This window comes from Phytomonospora endophytica, assembly GCF_014202425.1.
Lineage (GTDB): Bacteria > Actinomycetota > Actinomycetes > Mycobacteriales > Micromonosporaceae > Phytomonospora > Phytomonospora endophytica.
Genome location: NZ_JACHGT010000010.1, coordinates 286,534 through 303,980, shown reverse-complemented (window position 1 = coordinate 303,980; position 17,447 = coordinate 286,534). Strand labels below are relative to the sequence as shown.

15 protein-coding genes are annotated in these 17,447 nt (G+C 72.1%); 4 read left to right on the top strand and 11 right to left on the bottom strand.

Features of this window, described 5'->3' with window-relative positions; translation table 11 throughout:
- Positions 1-95 precede the first annotated feature (95 nt).
- Positions 96-3,203: an AfsR/SARP family transcriptional regulator gene (locus HNR73_RS23760; RefSeq protein ID WP_184789800.1), complete on the bottom strand. Its 3,108-nt coding sequence runs from the start codon at positions 3,201-3,203 to the stop codon at positions 96-98.
- Positions 3,204-3,295: 92 nt separating this feature from the next.
- On the opposite strand from HNR73_RS23760, the gene HNR73_RS23755 reads away from it, so the two are divergent.
- Positions 3,296-4,168, top strand: a complete 873-nt coding sequence (locus HNR73_RS23755; RefSeq protein WP_239122202.1) for an NAD(P)-dependent oxidoreductase — start codon at positions 3,296-3,298, stop codon at positions 4,166-4,168.
- A 43-nt stretch (positions 4,169-4,211) separates the two neighbouring features.
- Here the strand turns inward: HNR73_RS23755 and HNR73_RS23750 are convergent, their stop codons facing one another.
- Genes HNR73_RS23750 through HNR73_RS23735 form a run of 4 tightly spaced genes read right to left on the bottom strand, consistent with a single transcriptional unit; the run spans position 4,212 to position 7,469 of the window.
- The gene (locus HNR73_RS23750; RefSeq protein ID WP_184789798.1) at positions 4,212-4,397 is read right to left on the bottom strand and encodes a hypothetical protein; all 186 of its coding nucleotides are present in this window, start codon (positions 4,395-4,397) and stop codon (positions 4,212-4,214) included.
- A 50-nt stretch (positions 4,398-4,447) separates the two neighbouring features.
- Positions 4,448-5,317, bottom strand: a complete 870-nt coding sequence (locus tag HNR73_RS23745; RefSeq protein ID WP_184789797.1) for an ATP-grasp domain-containing protein — start codon at positions 5,315-5,317, stop codon at positions 4,448-4,450.
- A 5-nt stretch (positions 5,318-5,322) separates the two neighbouring features.
- Positions 5,323-5,847 carry a GNAT family N-acetyltransferase gene (locus HNR73_RS23740; RefSeq protein WP_184789796.1) on the bottom strand — a complete coding sequence of 175 codons (525 nt, stop codon included), beginning with the start codon at positions 5,845-5,847 and terminating at the stop codon, positions 5,323-5,325.
- A 26-nt stretch (positions 5,848-5,873) separates the two neighbouring features.
- Positions 5,874-7,469 (bottom strand): non-homologous end-joining DNA ligase LigD, encoded by a 1,596-nt coding sequence (locus HNR73_RS23735; RefSeq protein WP_184789795.1) that lies wholly within the window; start codon positions 7,467-7,469, stop codon positions 5,874-5,876.
- Positions 7,470-7,536: 67 nt separating this feature from the next.
- Between HNR73_RS23735 and HNR73_RS23730 the strand changes: the two genes are divergently transcribed.
- The 3 genes from HNR73_RS23730 (at position 7,537) to HNR73_RS23720 (ending at position 10,290) form a co-directional block, all read left to right on the top strand.
- Complete coding sequence (locus HNR73_RS23730) at positions 7,537-8,478, top strand: DUF3500 domain-containing protein (protein WP_203686437.1); 942 nt, start codon at positions 7,537-7,539, stop codon at positions 8,476-8,478.
- 120 nt (positions 8,479-8,598) lie between these two features.
- Positions 8,599-9,675 (top strand): hypothetical protein, encoded by a 1,077-nt coding sequence (locus HNR73_RS23725; protein WP_184789794.1) that lies wholly within the window; start codon positions 8,599-8,601, stop codon positions 9,673-9,675.
- Positions 9,676-9,696: 21 nt separating this feature from the next.
- The gene (locus HNR73_RS23720; RefSeq protein WP_184789793.1) at positions 9,697-10,290 is read left to right on the top strand and encodes a hypothetical protein; all 594 of its coding nucleotides are present in this window, start codon (positions 9,697-9,699) and stop codon (positions 10,288-10,290) included.
- A gap of 59 nt (positions 10,291-10,349) precedes the next feature.
- Here the strand turns inward: HNR73_RS23720 and HNR73_RS23715 are convergent, their stop codons facing one another.
- The 6 genes from HNR73_RS23715 to HNR73_RS23690 all read right to left on the bottom strand — a co-directional run bounded on the left by HNR73_RS23715 (position 10,350) and on the right by HNR73_RS23690 (position 17,446).
- Positions 10,350-11,669: a glycoside hydrolase family 6 protein gene (locus HNR73_RS23715; RefSeq protein WP_184789792.1), complete on the bottom strand. Its 1,320-nt coding sequence runs from the start codon at positions 11,667-11,669 to the stop codon at positions 10,350-10,352.
- A gap of 42 nt (positions 11,670-11,711) precedes the next feature.
- Positions 11,712-12,743, bottom strand: coding sequence for a LacI family DNA-binding transcriptional regulator (locus HNR73_RS23710; protein WP_184789791.1), 1,032 nt, complete (start codon positions 12,741-12,743; stop codon positions 11,712-11,714).
- A gap of 25 nt (positions 12,744-12,768) precedes the next feature.
- Complete coding sequence (locus HNR73_RS23705) at positions 12,769-13,776, bottom strand: ABC transporter permease (protein WP_184789790.1); 1,008 nt, start codon at positions 13,774-13,776, stop codon at positions 12,769-12,771.
- A complete protein-coding gene (locus HNR73_RS23700; protein WP_184789789.1) occupies positions 13,773-14,738 on the bottom strand; it encodes an ABC transporter permease in 966 nt (321 codons plus the stop codon). The genes HNR73_RS23705 and HNR73_RS23700 overlap by 4 nt, the downstream gene beginning before the upstream one ends.
- Complete coding sequence (locus HNR73_RS23695; protein ID WP_184789788.1) at positions 14,728-16,272, bottom strand: sugar ABC transporter ATP-binding protein; 1,545 nt, start codon at positions 16,270-16,272, stop codon at positions 14,728-14,730. The genes HNR73_RS23700 and HNR73_RS23695 overlap by 11 nt, the downstream gene beginning before the upstream one ends.
- 82 nt (positions 16,273-16,354) lie before the next feature.
- Positions 16,355-17,446: an ABC transporter substrate-binding protein gene (locus HNR73_RS23690; protein ID WP_184789787.1), complete on the bottom strand. Its 1,092-nt coding sequence runs from the start codon at positions 17,444-17,446 to the stop codon at positions 16,355-16,357.
- Between the last annotated feature and the right edge of the window lies 1 nt (position 17,447).

Sequence of the window (17,447 nt, the reverse complement as noted above, 5' to 3'; positions counted from 1 at the left end):
ACCGCCTGGCACTGGCGACGCCGACACCAAACCCGCGCACAACGCAGCCACTACCAGCGAAGACACCCACAACATCACAAACCACAGCTGTAGTACTAGCCTTCTTCCGCCCCTAGCTCGTACTCCGCCGCGAACCGCTTCTCCCCCAGCAGTTCCCGCGCCTTCCCCGCGATCCTCTCGACGTCCCCCCGCTCGCCCGGCGGCAGAGGCGTCCCCGCGGCCGTCCGCATGGCGGCTGCTCGTCCGAGCAACCGTGCGGCCGTGACGGCGTCCCCGGCCAGGGCTTCCGCTCCCGCGCCGCCTTCCAGAGCCAGGGCGATGGCGCGGGTGTCGTCGAGCCGTCGGGCGGCGGCCAGGCCCTCGGCGTGCAGGCGCCGGGCCTCGTCGGCGTCGCCGCGCAGTTCCGCGACAAACCCCAGTTCGGCGTACATGAGCGTGGTGATCGGCCCGAAGTCGTACTCGCTCCCCCAGGCCAGCATCGTGTGCAGGTGCCGCTCGGCCTCGGCGAGGTCCCCGGCGCGGCGGGCGGTGAGGCCGAGCCCGATCTCGGCCGACACCTCGCCGTTGTGGTGCCGGTGCTCGACCGCCGTGCGCAGCGCCTGCTCGTGCAGCCGCCGGGACGCGGCCAGATCGCCGTTGAGCAGGGCGATGCGGCCCAGCCCGCACATCCGGTCGGCGGCCTCGCGCCACAGCCCCAGTTCCTCGGCCATCGTCAGACCGCGGGCGTGCAACCGTCCGGCGGCCTCGTAGTCGCCGTTCACCTCGGCGACGCAGGCCAGGGGGTAGATCGCGCGCAGCCGTCCCCAGTCGTCGCCGAGACGGTCGAAGATCGCCATGCTCTCCTGGGCGTCGCGCTCGGAGTCGCCGACCGCCCCGCTCCCGAAGCGGTGGACGGCGCGGATCGCCAGCGCGGCGGCGACGCCCCACTCGTCGCCCTCGGCCCGCAGCGCCTCCAGCGCGCGCTCGGTCAGGGCGCGCGCGCTGGCGTAGTCGACGACCTCGGTCTGCGCGTAGGCCAGGAACCACAGGGTCCGTCCGTCCACGGTGGACTCCGGCGGCGCTTCCGGCGTCCAGTCGCGCGTCTGTTCACCGGAGATGCCGCGCAGGCGGCGCATCCCCCAGCGCCAGGCTCCGAGCCGATCCGGCCCGCCGCGCTCCAGCTCGGCGGTCAGCCGCCGCTCGGCCTCGGTGAAACGCCCGCGCAGGGCCCAGTACCAGGTCAGCGCGTCGACCAGTCGCGGCGTCCAGTCGGCGTCGTCGACGGCCCGCAGGTTCGCCGACTCGGTGTCGAGCACCGCCAGCCAGCGGCCCTGCCCGTGCCCGTGCAGGTGGGGTCGCGCCTCCTCGGCCAGGCGGGTGTAGTGCTCGGCGTGCCGGCGGCGCACGGCCGCGGTCTCCCCGGCCTCGTCGAGACGTTCGGCGCTGTAGGCGGCGACCGACTCCAGCAGCCGGAAACGCGGTTCGGTACCCGCCCGGGTCACCGTCACCAGCGAGCGCCCGACGAGCCGGGTGAGCAGGTCGAGGACCTCGCCGGGGTCGATCCCGTCTCCGGAGCCGACCGCCTCGGCCGCTGCGAGGGTACAGCCGTCGGCGTGGACGGAGAGCCTGCGGAGCAGGGCGCGTTCGCCGGGGGTCAGCAGGTGGTAGCTCCAGTCGATCATCGCCCGGAGTGTGCGCTGCCGGGTGGGTGCGTCGCGGTAGCCGCCGGTGAGGAGCCCGAAGCGGTCGTCGAGCCGTTCGAGCAGGCCTTCGACCCCGAGGACCGCGACTCGCGGCGCCGCGAGTTCGAGGGCGAGCGGGATCCCGTCGAGGCGCCGGCACACGGCGGCGACGGCCGGGGCGTTGGCGTCGGTCAGCGTGAAATCGGGGACGGTCGCGGCGACACGTGCCGTGAACAGGCGGACGGCTCCCGACGCGGCGATCCCCGCGGTGTGCTCGGGCAGGTCGAGCGGTGAGACCGGGTGGAGCGTCTCCCCCGCGACGGCTAGGGGTTCCTGGCTCGTGGCGAGCACGGTGAGGCCGGGTGCGGCGGTCAGGAGCCGTGAGACGAGCGCGGCGACGGCGCCGACGACGTGCTCGCAGTTGTCGAGCACGAGCAGCATCTGGCGGTCGCGTACCGCTTGGACGACGCGTTCGGCGGGTGTGACGGGCGCGCCGGGTGGGAGCGGTCCGGTGGTGGCGTACTCGCCGACGCGCAGTGCCGCCATGACGGCTTCGGCGACGGTCGCCGGATCGTCTCCGGCGGGCAGTGCGGCCAGTTCGACCGTGCGGACGCCGCCGGGATAGGAGTCCCGGTCGTGGTGGGCGGCCTCCAGCGCGAGCCTGGTCTTGCCGACACCGCCGGGTCCGGTGAGGGTGACCAGCCGTGATTCCCCGAGCAGGGCGTGGATGTCGGCGAGGGCGTCCTCGCGGCCGATCAGGTCGGCGGCGGGGCGCGGGATGTGGTGGCCGACGGGGGCGTCGAGTTCTCTGCGGAGCAGCGCGCGGTGGAGGTCGGCGAGGCCGGGGTCCGGGTCGAGGCCGAGGTCGTCGGTGAGGGTGCGGTGGTGCCCGGCGTAGGTGTCGAGGGCTTCGGTGACGCGTCCGGAGTGGTAGAGGGCGCGCATGCGGGCGGCGATGAGCCGGGGCCGGGCCGGGTGCCGTTCGGCGAGGTCGCCGACGGCGGTGAGGGCCTCGGCGTGGCGGGCGAGTTCGACGAGGGTCTCGGCGAGGATCTCGGTGGCGTCGAGGCGGGCGTCGTCGAGGTGGAGGATGCCGGGGCGGGCGTAGGGCTCGTCGGCGACGTCGGCGTAGGCGGGTCCGCGCCACAGGGCGAGGGCGTCTTGGGCGAGGTCGGCGCGTTCGGTGGGGTCGGTGGTGCGGCGGGCGAGGTCGAGGGCCGCGGTGAAGCGTCCGGCGTCGGTGTCGGCGGGTGTGACGCGCAGCAGGTAGCCGGGTGGGCGGTGGGCGACGAGTTCGCGGGCGCCGGGTTCGGCGGCGTCGAGGGCCTTGCGGAGTTCGGAGATCTTGCGCTGGAGGGCGTTGGCGGGTTTCGCCGGCGGGTCCTTCGGCCAGATGGCGTCGATGAGCCGGTCGGCGGTGAACACGCGGCCCGGGTCGGTGAGCAGCAGGGCGAGCAGGGCTCGGACCTTGCGTTCGGGTACGGCGACGGTCGTGCCGTCGTCGGTCCACACGGTGACCGCCCCCAGGACCCCGAAACGCATGGCCGAACGGTAACCCAGGTCCGTCAGTGGGCCATCAGCCGACCATCAGTGGCCGGAGTCAAGGTCGGGACACCTGACGAGAGGACATGAACATGAGCATCGACAAGGCCCCGGTCACCGTCATCGGTCTGGGCCCGATGGGGCAGGCGATGGTCCGCTCCTATCTGGCCGCGGGTCACCCGGTCACGGTGTGGAACCGGACGGCGTCTCGTGCCGATGACCTGGTGGCCGAGGGGGCCCGCCTGGCGGCGTCGCCGTCCGAGGCCGTGGCGGCGAGCGGGCTGACGATTCTGAGCCTGACCGACTACGCGGCGATGTACGCGATCCTCGACGGCGTCGGTGACGTGCTGTCGGGGCGGGTCGTCGCCAACATCAGTTCCGACAGCCCGGAGAGGACGCGGGAGGCGGGCGCGTGGCTCGCCGACCGGGGCGCGCGGCTGCTGACGGGCGGGATCATGGTCCCGGCGCCGATGGTGGGCACCGAGCAGTCCTACGTGTTCTACAGCGGGCCGAAGGAGGTCATGGACGCTCAGCACGACACCCTCGCGGTGATCGGGCGTCCCGACTACCGCGGTGCCGACCTGGGGTTGGCCCAGTTGTGGTACCAGGCGAATCTCGATGTGTTCCTGACGATGCTGTCGGCTTTCGCGCACGCCTCGGCGTTGCTGGGTTCGGCGGGGGTGCGGTCGGCCGAGCTGGTCCCGTACGCCACGGAGACGCTCAACCTCGCCGGGTACTTCCTGGAGCCGTCGGCGGCGGCGATCGACAGTGGCGACCACTCCGATCAGGGCGCCAATGTGGCGATGATGAGCGCGACCACCGACCACATCGTCGAGGCGAGCCGTGAGGTGGGGATCGACCTGGTCCTGCCACGGGCGATCCAGGAGCACTATCACCGGGCGATCGAGCGGGGTCACGGCGGTGACTCCTGGACGAGCCTCATCGAGGTCATCCGGAAGCCGTGAGGACGGCGCCCGCCCCGCCTCACCGGCGGGGCGGGTCGCGTGGTCAGTCCCAGAGCGCGATGGTCTCGGCGTCCTCGCCGACGGCGACGTGCGGCCCGTCGTGGCCCGCGTCCTCGATGCAACGGGCGAGGTGCTCGGCGACGGCACCGTGCTCGGCGGCGCAGCCTCCCCGGGTCGCGAGTTCGAGGTCGGTCTTCTCGGCGTTCGGGGTCCGCGTCGCTGTCGTCACGACCGCGATCTTGCCCGACGCGTCCGGCGCCGTCGGCGGCGGCCGTCCGGTCACGCCGCCGCGAGCGCGCCGGCGAGGGGGCCGAAGCCGGTGCGGGCCGGCCAGTCGCTGACCTGTCCGTCGCCGACTTCGACGACGCGCCAGGCGCCGTCGGCGCGCAGGACCAGGTCGGTGGTGATGAAGCGCGCGGGCAGCCGCGACACCGGTCCGTGCACGGCGGTCAGGTCGGGTTCGGGCTGGTGGCCGGGCGTGTCGGGGTGGGCGGTGACGGCGACGGGTTCACCGTCGAGCCACCAGACGCGGGCCTCGCCGCCGCCGTCGGCGGGTGGGACGAAGTCCTCGAAGGCGCGCAGCACCACGCCGCCGGCGAGATCCTCGCCGCGGAGGCGGACGAACGTGGACGCCACGCGGTGGAGTGCTTCGGTGTCGGTGACGTCGGGAATAAAGCAGGCGGTGTCCCACTCGTGCTTGCGGGACTTCACGTAGTCCTTGACGATGGCCGAGGTCGTGCCGAGGCTCGCGGCGAGGGCGTCGAGGCCGGAGAGCGGATGACCGGGTTCGTGGGCGAGCCAGGCGCTCGCGGGGGTGACCTCGGTGAAGGCGGGGTACCAGCCGGGGAGTTCGTGGGCGGTGCGGTAGGCGGTGGGGTCGGTGAGCAGGTCGCAGCCTTTGGCGGTGAGGGCGGCGGCGAGTGCGGTGTACTGCGCGCCGGTGACCATCCAGCCGCGGTACCAGGCGGGGCCGAGACCCGCCGGGACGCGGCGGACGGCTCGGGCGGCGTCACCGGCGGTGAGGGCGTCGTGGTCGATGACGGCGACGGTCGCACCGGCTTCACGGACCGCGGTGGCGTCGGCCTTGAAGTGCTCGTCGACCCGGCCGGGCGGGCCTAAGGGGTCGGCGCAGAAGAGGACGGCGGCCACGGCGGTCAGCCTTTCCAGTCGGCGTTGAGGGCCTGGTAGAGGATGTGGTCCTGCCAGCGTCCGTCGATGTGGAGGTAGTCGGGGGCGAAGCCGTAGCGGATGAAGCCGTTGCGTTCCAGGACGCGCCGGGAGCCGGTGTTGTGCTCCAGGATCTCGGCCTGGACGCGGTGCAGGCCGAACTCGTCGAAGGCGACCCGGACCATCGCGGCGACGGCGGCCGAGGCGAGTCCGCGGCCGTTGCGGTGGCCGTCGACCCAGTAGCCGACGCTGCACGACTGGAACGCGCCTCGCACGATGCCGCTGAGTTTGATCAGCCCGGCGATCTCACCGTCGTCGAGGATGACGTGGTGGGCGCTGTTGCCCAGCTCGTGGTTGGTGAGGTCGGCGTCGATCAGGCCGCTTTGGTGTTCGACGGTGAAGTAGTCGTCGGGGCGGCGCGGCTGCCAGGGCGCGAGGAACCCGCGGTTGGCCTTGAGGAGCGCGGCGACGGCGGGGGCGTCGCCGGGTGCGATGGGTCTGGTGGTGGTCACCACGCCATGATCCCAAACGCCGGCCCTCACAGCGTGGGCAGCTCCTGAGCTCGGCCGATGAGGGGATGGAGGGGATCGCCGGTCTCGGCGAGCCGGTCGAGGACGGTGTGCACGGTCCAGCGGTCCGGGCGCAGTTCGGGGTCGGCGAGCTCCTCCCAGGTGATCGGGACCGACACGGGAGCGCCGGGCGCGGGCCGGGCGCTGAAGGGCGCGACGAGGGTCTTGTTGCGGACGTTCTGGGTGTAGTCGAGGCGCGCGAGGCCGCCGCGCCGGTCGCGATACCACTCCCAGCTGACCAGCTCGGGGACCGTGCGGCCGACGGCCTTGGAGACCTTTCGCACCCACTCGCGGGTCTCCTCGTAGGTGTATCCGGCCCGGACGGGCACCCAGATCTGGACGCCGCGCTGTCCGGTGACCTTGGGCATGCCTTCCACGCCGAGGTGTCCCAGCGCTTCCCCGTAGAGGCGGGCGAGGAGGACGACTTCGGCGAAGGTCGTGTCCTCGCCGGGGTCGACGTCGATGAGGGCCCAGTCGGGTTGGTGGACGTCGCGCAGGCCCGAGGTCCAGGGGTGCAGTTCGACGGCGGCGTGGTTGGCGGCCCAGGCCAGCGCGGCGGGGCTGTCGAGGACGGCGTAGGTCTCCGAGCGGTCCGGTTTCGCCTCGGGGTTGTGCCAGGTGGTGAGCCAGTCGGGGGCCGTGCCGCCGACCTCTTTCTGCCAGAAGCCCTTGCGTTCGACGCCGTTGGGGAAGCGGTGGAGGTTGACCGGGCGTCCGGCCAGGTACGGGAGCATGTGCGGGGCGACGGTGGCGTGGTAGCGGATCAGGTCGCGTTTGGTGACCTCGGGGCGGTCTTTGGTCTTCGGGAAGAGGACCTTGTCGAGGTTGGTGAGGCGCAGTTCGCGTCCGCCGAGGCTCCAGCGGCCGCCTTTGCCGAGCGCGTCGAGGGCGGCGAGTTCGTCTTCGGCCGGGGGCGGCCAGTGCCCGGCGGCGCCGACGGCGACCTCGGCTTCGGCGGCGGGCAGGTCGGCGCGCCAGAGGGCCTCGGGGGCGGCGGCGACCTCGTCGTTGGTGCGGCCGGACTTCACCGACAGCGGGTGCTCCTCGGGGTCCCAGCCGGCGACGGCGTCCTCGTCGTCTTTGTGGAAGAGCAGCCAGGACTCGCCGTCGTGCCCGCGCCGGATGAGCATGAAGTGCCCGGCCAGTTTCTCGCCCCGGACGGCGAAGTGCAGTTCGCCGCGTTCGATGGCCTCGGCGGGATCGTCGGTCTTGTGGGCCGTCCAGGTGCCGCGGTCCCACACGATGACGTCCCCGCCGCCGTACTCGCCGCCGGGGATCACGCCCTCGAAGTCGCGGTATTCGATCGGGTGGTCCTCGACGTGCACGGCGAGGCGTTTAACCTTCGGGTCGAGCGTCGGGCCTTTCGGTACCGCCCAGCTGGCCAGGACCCCGTCGACTTCGAGGCGGAAGTCGTAGTGGAGGCGGCGGGCACGGTGCCGTTGCACGACGAAACGGCCGGCCGGTTCCCCACCGTCGGTGCCGCCGGCGGGCTCGGAGGTGACGGCGAAGTCGCGTTTGGCGCGGTAGGCCGCGAGCTTCTCGTGGGGCCGTGCCTTGGTGCCCATCCTTCCGGGATACCGCACCGGGGCCTTCGGCACCGAGTTTTCCCGCAGACGGCCGCGCGGCGCTAGCGTGGAGGCCGTGATCGCCGACGAGATGCGCGAGGCCGCCCGGCGGCTGCTCAAGACCTTCACGGGCGAGCAGGGTGCGGAGGCGTGCCATCCCTTCGACCACGATGACCGCCGCCGCTGGGACTACCGGCCGCGGCCGCGACCCGGCACGTCCATCGCCGGGCTGAGCCTCGCCGGGCGCAAGAACGTCCACCGGCTCCTGGCGACGGCGATGAGTACGCACGCGTTCGCTCAGGTCACCGGCATCATGGGCTTGGAGGAGGTGCTGGACCGGGCCGAGTCGTACCGGCGCGGGCGGCACTCCGGCGACTACTGGATCGCCCTCTTCGGCTCCCCCGACGCCGAGGCCTTCGCCTGGCGCTTCGAGGGCCATCACGTCTCGGTGACGATGAGCGTCGTGGGCGAGAAGGTGAGCCCGACGCCGGTGTTCCTCGGCGCCGACCCCGCGATCACCTTCTACCGGGGCACGCCCGTCGTCCGCCCGCTGGCGCTGGAGGAGGAGCTGGCGCGGCGCCTGCTCGCCGAGCTGCCCGCCGCGCAGCTCGGTCGGGCGGTGGTCTCGTCGCGTGCTCCCGACGACATCCGCACCTCCAACGCCCGCGATGTCACCGGCGTCGAGGTGGGGCCCGGGATCCGGGCCGCCGACCTCGCCCGTGGCGCCGCGTCGCTGCTCGGCGAGCTCGTCGACCTGTACCTCGACCGGCTGCCGCCGGCGCTGGCCGCCGCCGAACGCGCGAAGCTCAGTCCCGGCGAGGTGCGCTTCGCCTGGGAGGGGCCGGTCGAGCGCGGTGGCGGGCACTACTACCGGCTCCAGTCGCGTGAGCTGCTGGTCGAGTACGACAACACGCAGAACGACGCCAACCACGTGCACACCGTCCTGCGGCGTCCCGGTGACGACTTCGGCGCGGCTCTGCTCGCGGCACATAAGACCCTGGAGCACTGATCACACTCTGTCCCCAATGGACAACCATGGGTGTCCTTTCGGACTCCCTTGTGGACGGGGAGTCCGCGCCAGATCGCTTTCTAGGCTGAGGGTCCACCTCCCTCGACGGAAGGCGTGACCATGTTCTGGGTAGCGGGCGTGCAGATCGATCCCGGTGACCTCAACCTCAACGGGGCGACGACCCCGCGCGTGAGAGACGCGCCCATCCGGGCCTACGACACCTGGGTCGAGGCCACCGCGCACGCGGCCAACACCACCGACTACATCGGGAACCTGCCCGGCCCCAGTTCGACCGGGACGTGGGTCCGCTTCCACGACGCCCACATGAACGTTCTGGGCGAGGACCACACCGAGGTGACGTTCCGGCAGATGCGCACGGCCGTCAACATGGGCGCGAGTTTCATCTTCGAGCGTTTCGCCTCGGACGTCATGCCCCCGGGCTCGCAGCTGCTGGCCGCCTACGACGTGGAGAACGCCGTCGAACTCGTGCACTTCGGCATCAACGCGGCCCCGAACCGGCACCTGTACGGCTCGGAGTCGATCTACCCGAAGATCGGCTTCGGGCTGGTGCTGATGACGGAGTACCTCAACGGCAACAACCCGGTCGCCCACCTGTGTCAGGCGGCCGGCTACACCGGCCAGCCCGTTCAGCGCTACCTCAAGATCGCCTGGGGCCTCGCCCGCGACATCGCCGACCAGGTCAACGCGCTGAACCTGGCCGGCAATCCCGTCCCGCCCTTGGAGGCCGCCGTCGCGCTGGTCGTGGCCAACCACACCGCCACACTCAACCCGTACATCACCGGCCTGGTCGTCGACGCCTGGCTCGGCGACACGCTGACCCTCCCGGCGAACGTCGCCCGGGGGCCGGAACTGCTCGCCCTCGCCAACGCGATGATCCCGCTGCTGTGCGCGCGGGGCCTCGCCCAGGAGCCCGGCCTCGCCGGTCAGGCGCACGGGAACTTCGCCCAGCGCCTGGCGTTCTTCGGGCTGTGGCGCGACCTGAACTTCGCGCAGTCCGTGGCCGCCGCGAACGTCCGGAACATCCGGTACGCGGGCATGGGCGCGCTGCACCTGCAGTATCTACAGGCCAACGCCGGCATGCCGGCGAACTCCCACGGCTACGACATGCGCTCCGTCGGCGCCCACCTGATCGGTTTCGAGAACGCCACAGCCCTGCTGCGGCTCAACGCGCACTAGCGCAGGAGAGAGGGCACACTGATGGCCGATCGCAACGTCCGCGCCCGCATGCTGGTGACTCGCAACGTGTCGGGCACGCCCGGCCCGGAGTCGAAGCTCACGCTCTGGTGGCTCGGCGACCGCTTCCACGTCCGTGACGAGGCGGGACGCGCCTTCCACGACGTCGCCACCGACGTGGTCGCACCTCGCGGGCTGGGCTTCATTCCGCGCACCATCGAGGATCTGATGAACGTCCGGCTCCCCCTCAAGGGCCGGATGGACTGCTTCGGCGCGCTCGGTGTCGCGGAGGGGACGATCACCGAGCCGTGGGGCGAGAAGTGGAAGGCCCGCACCGACCGCATCTCCCCCGTCGCCGGGCAGCTCTTCCCCGCCGGGCTTGAAAGCGTCCGGCCGAGCGGTCACGAACGCTTCCTGAACCGCGACTGCGTCGAGTACACGACGCATCGCGAGGGCACCGACGGCGGCAGGCAGTACCGAAGCAAGGTCCGCCTCCTCGTCGCCGGCCCGTACGTGCTGTTGCGGGAGGTGACCGACGAGGGCGGGCCGATGCGCCTGCGCGCCGAGGTCACCGCGCTCGACGAAGGCGTGGTCACCGAGGCCGACGTGAAGGCCTGACGGCGGCGGGCGGCCCCTCGTCTCCGGGGGCCGCCCGCCTTCTCACGGTGAGCGCCGGTCTAGCGGAACAGGCAGATCAGCCCGGCGGGCGGTCCGTTGGCGCCGGTGAAGGTCGCCTGGACCCCGAAGGCCGTGCTCTGCCCCGGTGCGATCCGGCCGTTCCAGCCGACGTCGGCGGCGCGGTACTGGGTGCCCGACTGGGTGAGCGTCGCGTTCCAGCCCTGCGTGACGCGCTGCCCGTCGGCGAAGGTCCATGTGACGCTCCAGCCCGCCGGGGTCGTCGAGCCGCCGTTGCCGACGGTGAACTCGGCGGTGAAGCCGCCCTGCCACTGGTTGACGATGCGGTAGGTGACGGTGCACCCGCCCACCGGCGGCGGGGTGGTCGTCGGCGGCGTCGTCGGCGAGGTCGTGGGCCCGCCGGGTGCCGCCATCGCCATGTCGTAGGCGAGTTGTGGCACGAACTGACCGGCACCGGCGGCGCAGCCGTCGGCCTCCCCGGGCAGTTTCACCCAGAGGTAGGCGGCGATGGCGGAGTCACCGGTCTCGGTGGTGCTGGGGGTCCCGATCGCGCGGCCGGGCGGGTCGCACCACTGGGATCCGGCCGGGCCGTTGCCGTTGCGGCTGGTGTCGATGACCGCGCGCAGCCGGGAGACGCCGGTGGCCGCGATGACGTTCTTGGCGTAGGCGGTCTCGTCGGCGGTCCGGCGGTAGTTCGACACGTTCGTGGCGATGCCGTCGGCGCTTCCGGCGATGTCGGCGCCGTTGAGCCGGGCGGCCATCTCGCCCGGCGCCAGCCACGCGGAGTGACCGGCGTCGAAGTAGACCTTGGCCTGCGAGGAGGCGGCGCGCAGGGCGCGGCCCGCGTAGGCCATGGAGGCCTTGACCTGGTTCTGCGTGTTCGAGTCCATGCAGTTGCTCATGATCGACAGGACGTCGGGTTCGAGGACGACGGCGGCCGCGCGACCGGCCAGGCCGCCGGCGACCTGGTCGATCCACTGCCGATAGGCGGCGTGGTCGGGGGCGCCGCCTCCGCTGGCGCCGGAACAGTCGCGGTTGGGGATGTTGTAGACGACCAGGATCGGGATCTTCCCCGCCGCGGCGGCCGCGCCGACCACGGCGCTCACCTCGCCGCGGACGGTGGAGGGGTTGTACCGGGTGAACCAGGTGCCCTGCGGCACCGAGGCGATCCGGTCGCGAATCACCGAGGCGCGGCTGTCGCCGGGATTGGCCGCCGCCCAGGCGGCGGCGGAGGTGTTCGGGTTGGTCCAGAAGGCCGAGTCGACGGCCCTGGCCTCGCCGGCGCGGATCAGCACCGCGGCGGTCAGCGCGAGGACGACCGCGACGACGGCCAGTAGGGCGCGGCGGACTGCTAAGGACATGGGGGCTCCTCAAAGTGCGATGGGAGCGCTCCCACGCTTAGGTTAGCGGCTCGGCGGCGCCGGTGTAAAGCGGCCGAGCGTGCTCTCCCGGGTCACGAGACGAAAGGACGGCTGCACCTCGCCGGGCTCGGCGGCGTTGCCCTCGACCCGCGCGATCAGCGAACCGACCGCGACCCGGCCGATGCGCTCCTTGTCGGGCGCGATCGTGGTCAGGGTCGGGTTGCTGAACCGGCCCTCCTCGATGTCGTCGAAGCCGATGACCGCGATGTCCTCGGGGATCCGCAGACCCGCCTCGGTCACCGCCCGCATCGCGCCCAGCGCGATCAGGTCGTTGTAGGCGAACACCGCGTCCGGCGGCTCGGCCCGCGCGAGCATCCCGCGCATGGCGGTCAGCCCGTCGAGGCGCCCGAACCGCGAGGCCGTCCCGATCAGCGACTCCTCCACCGGCAGTCCCGCCGTGGCAAGGGCCTCCTGGTAGCCGCGCAGCCGCAATCGCGAGGGCTGGCGGACGGTGTCGGCGTGCGCTCCCAGGAACGCGATCCGGCGCCGACCCAGCGAGACCAGGTGCTGCACGGCGACATGGCTGGCGGCGACGTTGTCGATGGCGATGTGGTCGTGCGGGACCTCGGCGACGTTCTCGCCGATCAGCACCAGCGGGGTCGTGCTGCGGCGGGCGAGCACGTCGGCGCGGGTGAGCTGGACGGGACTGAGGATCAGGCCGTCGATGATCTGCGAGCGGTTGCCCTCGGCGAGGGTCAGCTCGGTGGCGCGGTCGGAGTCGGTGTACTCCAGCAGGAGCGTGTAACCCAGCGAGCGGGCCTCGCGGATGGCGTAGCCGGCGAGTTCGGCGAAGTAGGGGTTGTCCAGTTCGGGGATCGCCAGGGCGATGATCCCGGTCCGGCCGCTGCGCAGGTGCCTGGCGGAGAGGTTGGGGACGTACCCGAGCTCGTCGATAGCCTGCTGTACGCGGACTCTGGTGGCCTCGCCGACGGGCCGGTATCCGTTGACCACGTTGGACACCGTCGCCAGGGACACCCCCGCCCGCAGGGCGATGTCCTTGAGACTGACACCCACCGCTGGGCCACCTCCGCTCTCTGCGTCATCGGGCTCGGCCCGCCCTGCTCAGATAGGTCTGCGCCACGACCGCGACGACCAGGAAGGCGCCGCTGACCACCGACTGGACCGAGGACGTGAGCGTGCCGATCTGGTTGACGACGTTCTGGATGACGCCGAGGATCAGCACCCCGCACACGGTTCCGCCGACGGCTCCGGCGCCGCCGACGAGGAGAGTACCTCCGATGACGACGGCGGCGATCACGTCGAGTTCCATGCCGACGCCCAGGATCGTCACGCCCGATCCGAGGCGTGCGGCGTTGAGCATCCCGGCGAGTGCGGCCAGCAGGCCGCTGAGGGCGTAGGTCACCACTTTCACCCGCGTGACGGGCACGCCCATCAGTCCGGCGGCGTCCTCGTTGCCGCCGACGGCGAAGAGGAACTGGCCGTAACGGGTGCGGCGCAGCAGGACCGCGCCGAGTCCGCACAGGACGATCGCGATCCACACCGGCACGCCGAGACCGAGGAACACCCCGCGGCCGAGGCCGAGGAAACCCGAGCCGCGCGGTACCAGCGGGGTCTCGGCGCCCTCGGTGGTCAGCGCGAGCATGAGGCCTCGGGCGGCGAGCAGTCCGGCGAGGGTGACGATGAACGGCGCCATCCCGGTCCGGGCGATCAGGACGCCCTGGACGAGCCCGATGAGCGCGCCCGCGCCGAGGGGCAGGAGCAGCGCGGTCACCGGTCCCCACCGGCTCCCGAAGGCGGCGAGGACGCCCGCGAGGGCGAACACCGCGCCGACGGAGAGGTCGATGCCGCCCCCGATGATCACGAAGGTCATGCCGAGGGCGATGACGGCGACGAAGGACGACTGGATGGCGATCCCGGCAAGGTTCTCGGCGGTCGCGAAGGACTCGAAGGTCACCGAGGCGGCGATGAGGGCGAGCGCGAGCATGGTGAGGGCGCCGTGCCGCTGGGACAGGGAGGCGAGCCGTTCGGCGCGCGTCGCGCGGCCGGGGCGGACGGTGGTGGGGACGGCGACGCTGTCGGTGATCATCGGGTCCTCCGTTCGCGGGCGACGTAGACGGCGACGAGGATGATGGCGGCCTGGGCCATCTGGGCGGCGGAGTCGGGCAGGTCGTGCTTGATGAGGGTGGCGCGGACGAGCTGCATGAGCATCGCTCCGGCGACGGTGCCGAGGACGCGGACGCGGCCCCCGGTGAGTGGTGTGCCGCCGACGACGACGGCGGTGATCGCGGAGAGTTCGGCGAGGTTCCCGATCGCGGAGGGGTCGCTGGCGGTGAGCCGCGCGGTGGCGAAGACCCCGGCGACGGCGGCGAACAGTCCGCACAGGACGTAGGCGGTGATGAGGATCCGGCGCACGGGCAGTCCGGCGAGCACGGCGGCCGGGCGGTTGCCGCCGACGGCGACGAGCTGGCGTCCGTAGGTGGTGCGGCCGACGAGGATCGCCGTGGCGAGGGTGAGTCCGGCGGCGGCGAGCACGATGACGGGGACGCCGGCGAGTTCGCCGTCGCCGAGGGCGAGGAGCTCGGGGTTGTGGAGCTGTTTGAGCTGTCCGCCGGCGAAGACGAGCGCGAGGCCGCGTCCGGCGACGAGCAGGGCGAGGGTGGCGACGATCGGCTGGAGTCCGACTACGGCGACGAGGGTGCCGTTGAACAGTCCGGCGGCGATCCCGGCGAGGAGGGCCATCAGGACGGCCGGCCACATGCCGAAGCCGAGGTAGAGCGGGATGACCGCGGCGGCCAGGGCCATGACCGAGCCGACGGACAGGTCGATGCCCTCGCTGCCGATGACCAGCGCCATGCCGAGGGCGACGATGACGATGGGCGCGGCCTGTACGAGCTGGGTGCGCAGGTTTCCCGCGTCGAGGAAGTAGGGGGTGAACACGGCGTTGTAGGCCAGGAGGACCAGGACCGCGGCGTAGACGCCGTAGTCGGAGACGAGGCGGGGCAGGGCGGCGCGGCGTCCGCCGAGTGCCGGTGCGGTGTCAGTCGTCACGGTCGTCCTCCTCGCGCGGTTCGGCCTCGGCGAGGGCGGCCATGACGGCGTGCTCGCCGACGTCGTCGCCGTCGAGTTCGGCGACGACCGCCCCGGCGCGCAGGACGACGATCCGGTCGGCGCCTTCGACGAGTTCCTCCAGGTCGGAGGAGATGAGGACGACGGCGAGGCCGTCGGCGGCGAGTTCGTCGATGAGGGCCTGTACCTCGGCCTTGGCGCCGACGTCGATGCCGCGGGTCGGTTCGTCGAGCAGGAGCAGCCGGGGATTGAGGCACAGCCAGCGGGCGAGGAGGACCTTCTGCTGGTTGCCGCCGGAGAGTTCGCCGACCTTCTGTTCGGGGCTCGCGGCCTTGATGCGCAGGCGTTTGGTGAAGGTGGCGACGATGCGCTCCTGGCGTCGTCGCGACACGAAACCGAAGCGGGACAGGCGGGGCAGCGCGGCGAGGAGGATGTTCTCGCGGACCGACAGGTCGGGGACGATGCCCTCGGCCTTGCGGTCTTCGGGCAGGAGGGCCATGCCCGCGCGGATCGCGGTGGCCGGTGACAGGCGCCGGAGCCGTCGCCCGCCGACGGTGACGGTGCCGGAGTCGAGCGGCAGGGCGCCGACGACGGCTTTGGCGGTCTCGGAGCGCCCGGCGCCGAGGAGGCCGCCGAGGCCGGTGACCTCGCCGGCCCGGACGGTCAGGCCGACACCGCGCAGGACGTGGCGTTTGGTGAGTCCTCGTGCCTCCATCACGGGCGGGTTTCCGGTGTGGTCGCGGTGTTCGCCGAAGCGCGTGGTGCCCTCCTGGCGGACCTGGTCGAGTTCGCGGCCGAGCATGTGCGCGACGAGGGTGAGGCGGTCGAGTTCGGCGAGCGGTCCGGTGTGGACGACGCGGCCGTCGCGCAGGACGGTGACGGTCTCGCACAGCCGGTAGAGCTCTTCGAGGCGGTGGCTGACGTAGAGGACGGCCATGCCTTTGGCGGTGAGTGATTCCACGACGGTGAACAGCGTCTCGACCTCGCGCGGTTCCAGCGAGGAGGTGGGCTCGTCCATGATGAGCAGCCGCGCGTCTTCGGCGACGGCCCTGGCGAGGGCGACCATCTGCCGCGCGCCGAGTCCGATCGTCCCCAGTGGGCGGGTGACGTCGACGTGCACGCCGTAGCGGTCGAGGACGGCCGCGGCCTCGCGGTTCATGCGGCGCAGGTCGATCAGGCCGAGGCGGCGGGGTTCGCGGCCGAGGAAGAGGTTGCGGGCCACGCTCATCAGGGGGATGAGGTTGACCTCCTGGTAGATGGTGGAGATCCCGGCCGCGCGGGCGTCGAGCGGGCGCGCGAAGGAGACCGGCCGTCCGGCGTGCACGATCTCGCCGGAGTCGGCGTGGTACGCGCCGGACAGGATCTTGATCAGGGTCGACTTCCCGGCGCCGTTCTCGCCGACCAGCGCGTGGACCCGGCCCGGTGTCAGGGTCAGGTCGACGTGGTCGAGGGCCAGGACTCCGGGGAAGCGTTTGGTGACGCCGCGGGCGTCGAGGATGGTCGCGGGGTCGCTCATGCCGTGCCTTTCTGCCTGATCGAACGGCTCGCCGTGCGGGGCGTGCCGCCGGCGGGCCTTTCGGGCCCGCCGGCGGCGGCCGCTAGTAGGTGCTCGACAGTTCGGCGGCGGCGTTGGCGGAGTCGTAGGCCCGGTCGGAGATGATGATCGCGGGCTGGACGGCGGTGCCGGCGTAGAAGTCGGCGGCCGTGGCGAAGGCCAGCGGCCCGAAGCGCGGGTTGGACTCGATGACGGCGTTGATGGAACCGTCCACGATGGCCTGGACGGCGTTGCGGGTGCCGTCGATGGACACGATCTTGACGTCCGTGCCGGGCTTCTTGCCAGCGGTCTTCAGCGCGGTGACGGCGCCGAGGGCCATCTCGTCGTTCTCGGCGTAGACGGCGGTGATCTCGGGGTTGCTGGAGATGAGCTGCTCCATGACCGCCTGGCCCTTGTCGCGGGCGAACTCGCCGGTCTGCTGGGCCACGATCTCCATGCCCGGCGCGGTGGCGGCGAGTTGCTGGACGAATCCGTTCGTCCGGTCGGTAGTTACGTTATTGCCGGACGAACCAAGCAAAATCGCCACCTTGCCGGTGCCGCCGGTGGCTTTGACCATGGCGTCGGCGGCGCGTTTGCCCTGCTCGACGAAGTCGGAGCCGAGGAAGGCGAGGTAGTCCGAGCAGGCGGTGGCGTTGATCTTGCGGTCGATGGTCAGAACCGGGACCTTCTTGGCCGCGGCGGCCTGGAGTGCGGGTTCGAGGCCGTCGGAGTTGAGCGGGGCCACGATGAGGAACTGCGCGCCCTGGGCGAGCATGTCCTGGATGTCGCTGATCTGCTTGGACAGCTGCGACTGGGCGTTGGTGACCAGGAGCTTCTTGACGCCGACCTTCTCGGCCTCGTCCCTGATGGACTGCGTCTCGGCGATCCGGAAGGGGTTGGCCTCCTTCTCCGACTGGGAGAAGCCGACGATCGCGTCGGTGAGGTCGAGTTTCGGGGCGCCGTACTTCTCCAGCGTGCAGCCCTCTCCCGAGGGGGACGAGCTGGCCACGACCTGTTCGCCGCCGCTGCTCCCGTCCGACGGCGAGCCGCCGTCCTCGCTCTTGGTGCACCCGGCGAGCGCCGCCACCCCGGTCAGCAGCAGGGCGGCCGTCGCGGCGAGTGCTCGTAATCTGTCGGTCGTTCTCGCGGTTGACATG

Bases quoted from the DNA above. Each gene is read 5' to 3' on its own strand.
- HNR73_RS23725 (WP_184789794.1), top strand. From the start codon at position 8,599: ATGTTCTGGGTAGCGGGCGTGCAGATCGATCCCGGTGACCTCAACCTC.
- HNR73_RS23735 (WP_184789795.1), bottom strand. From the start codon at position 7,469: ATGGGCACCAAGGCACGGCCCCACGAGAAGCTCGCGGCCTACCGCGCC.
- HNR73_RS23760 (WP_184789800.1), bottom strand. From the start codon at position 3,203: ATGCGTTTCGGGGTCCTGGGGGCGGTCACCGTGTGGACCGACGACGGC.
- HNR73_RS23695 (WP_184789788.1), bottom strand. From the start codon at position 16,272: ATGAGCGACCCCGCGACCATCCTCGACGCCCGCGGCGTCACCAAACGC.
- HNR73_RS23705 (WP_184789790.1), bottom strand. From the start codon at position 13,776: ATGATCACCGACAGCGTCGCCGTCCCCACCACCGTCCGCCCCGGCCGC.
- HNR73_RS23690 (WP_184789787.1), bottom strand. From the start codon at position 17,446: ATGTCAACCGCGAGAACGACCGACAGATTACGAGCACTCGCCGCGACG.
- HNR73_RS23720 (WP_184789793.1), top strand. From the start codon at position 9,697: ATGGCCGATCGCAACGTCCGCGCCCGCATGCTGGTGACTCGCAACGTG.
- HNR73_RS23715 (WP_184789792.1), bottom strand. From the start codon at position 11,669: ATGTCCTTAGCAGTCCGCCGCGCCCTACTGGCCGTCGTCGCGGTCGTC.
- HNR73_RS23755 (WP_239122202.1), top strand. From the start codon at position 3,296: ATGAGCATCGACAAGGCCCCGGTCACCGTCATCGGTCTGGGCCCGATG.